General features: G+C 53.4%; 2 protein-coding genes. Both read right to left on the bottom strand.

The features are described from left to right. Nucleotides 1-54: 54 nt before the first annotated feature. The gene (gene istB, locus SJI19_RS24495; RefSeq protein ID WP_323480843.1) at nt 55-789 is read right to left on the bottom strand and encodes an IS21-like element helper ATPase IstB; all 735 of its coding nucleotides are present in this window, start codon (nt 787-789) and stop codon (nt 55-57) included. Continuing rightward, the gene (gene istA / locus SJI19_RS24490) at nt 782-2272 is read right to left on the bottom strand and encodes an IS21 family transposase (RefSeq protein ID WP_323480842.1); all 1491 of its coding nucleotides are present in this window, start codon (nt 2270-2272) and stop codon (nt 782-784) included. Before istA ends, istB begins: the two co-directional genes overlap by 8 nt. Nucleotides 2273-2385: the final 113 nt, after the last annotated feature.

Here is a 2385-nt window from a genome sequence, read left to right as displayed (position 1 = left end):
TGTCAATCAGCGTCGAATTGTGAGCAGCAAACAGCGTCGAATATTGAGCAGGGTTTAAGCCCTTTTTTTCCGTGATTTAAACCGGTATGAGTCATTCCCTGTTTCCAGAATGTCGCAGTGATGCGTTACCCTGTCCAACAGCGCCGTTGTCATCTTCGCATCCCCGAACACGCTCACCCATTCGCCAAAGCTCAGGTTCGTTGTGATGATGAGTGAGCTCTTTTCGTACAGCTGACTTATCAGGTGGAACAACAACGCCCCGCCTGAACCAGGGAAAGGGAGGTAACCCAGTTCATCCAGGATCACTGCATTTATCGCCATCAGCTGTCGGGCCAGATTGCCTGCTTTTCCCGCCTGTTTCTCTTTTTCCAGTTGGTTGACCAGGTCCATCGCGTTGTAAAAACGCACCCGCTTACCCTGTTCTACCGCGGCAACCCCTAGTGCCGTCGCCAGATGGGTTTTACCCGTTCCTGTACCGCCCACCAAAATCAGATTGTGTGCTGACTCCAGATATCCTCCGGCCGCCAATTGCGTGATATGTTCCGCTGACAACGGACTTTCCTGCCATTCGAAGTTCGTCAGATCACGGTGATGCGGAAAACGCGCTGATTTCATCTGGTAACACAGGCTACGAGCACGCCGATCCGTCTGCTCCGCATCCAGTAATTTCAGCAGCATACCTTCGTTGGACACCACTTGACGTCCCCCCTCCGCTCGCAATTCACTCCAGGCTTCAGCCATGCCATAGAGTTTTAACGCCTTCAGTCGCGATAGATGATCTTCAGACATGGTTCACCGCCAACAGGCTGTCGTAGCGGGTACAGTCAGCCAGTGGTTCAGTGAATAAACGTAAGTTTTCAGGCACGTCCAGCGAAGGGGCGCGAGGCGGTTCGACTAATCGCCGAAGTTCGTTGAGAATAACCGCCGCACTCGGTTTACCGTATTCCAGCGCTAACTGGCAGGCGATATCCAGCGCCTCCAATCCAGCATCGCGGGCACCCAGCAGAATATCGGCAAAGGCCCGATCGCCCTTTGGCTCGGTCAGTAAAGCCTGGCGGACGTTTTCAACCGACAGGGGAAGTGTCCAGTTAACGAACGGCGTACCGTGGCGCAAGGCGCCCGGTTTGGTCTCCAGAATGGGCAAATAATGCCAGGGATCGCAGAAAACCTGATCACGACCAAACACGCGAACGTGGCAGGCTATTTCCAGACCGTCAGCCACGGCGCGAACATATTCAGCGCTCAGTCTTACCGAAATAACCTTACCTGCCCAAGCGGCCGGCACGCTGTAGCGGTTGCGATCTATCGTGATTAAGCAGGTGCTGGAGACGCGCAGGGGCTGTTCCACATAGCTATTGAACGGCACAGATACCGGGTTTAACGCCGGTCGTTCATCGCGCATCGCGGCGGCGATAGTTTCTGCCCGCTGTGGATGGCGGCGTGATGAAAGTTCGCCACAGCGCTGGGCTAACCAGGCATTAAGCCCGGAAAAGTCATCAAAATGAGGCGTTGGAGTAAAAAGCCACTCACGAATATTGCCCACCTGATTTTCAACCTGACCTTTTTCCCAACCCGATGCCGGAGTGCAGGCCACGGGCTCGAACAGATAATGGTTCGCCAGCGTCATAAAGCGACCGTTGAAACGGCGTGATTTACCGGCAAACACGGTTTGAACGACGGTTTTGAGATTATCGTAAATCATCTGGCGAGGAACTCCGCCGAAAAAGGAAAAGGCTTTTACATGGGCGTCGAGCACCATTTCCTGGGTTTCACGAGGATAAGCGATAACAAACATCTGACGGCTATAGGCCAGGCGGAAATGGGCCAATTTAATGGTGTGAGAAACACCGCCGAGAACCACATATTCGTAGCTCCAGTCAAACTGCCCGACATCGCCGGGTGCAAAGGACAGCGGGACAAAAGCCTGGGTAAGCTTACTGGGGTCGCGGCTTACCTTCCAGATTTTGACATGTCGCTGGATGCTGTCGTAAGCACCGTGATAGCCCTCATTTTGCAGTCCTTCGAATAATCGGCGCGAAGTCCGGCGCCGGGGTTTAGGCAGGAGTTGGTCGTGCTCTAACCATTTATCCAGGATAGCGAGGAAAGGACCCAACTGTGGTTTATGTTGGTATTGCCGCAGGTAGCGGGGTTCATCGGCGGCATTCATATATTTTTTGACGGTATTGCGGGAAAGATTAAGAGAACGGGCAATAGCACTGATGCTTTCGCCATTGACGAGGTGACGACGGCGGATCTTGGCGATAGTTTCCATTATAAGCATTCCAGGTTACTCCCCCAAAAAGGAGGAGTGTGACACACACCCGGGGTGGTCAATATTGGGCGCTGATCACCCCGGAAACCTGCTCACTTTTGCACGCTGTTTTA

Source organism: Acerihabitans sp. TG2, assembly GCF_035013185.1.
In the GTDB taxonomy this organism is placed as follows: domain Bacteria; phylum Pseudomonadota; class Gammaproteobacteria; order Enterobacterales; family Enterobacteriaceae; genus Acerihabitans.
This window is presented reverse-complemented; position numbering and strand designations above follow the sequence as displayed.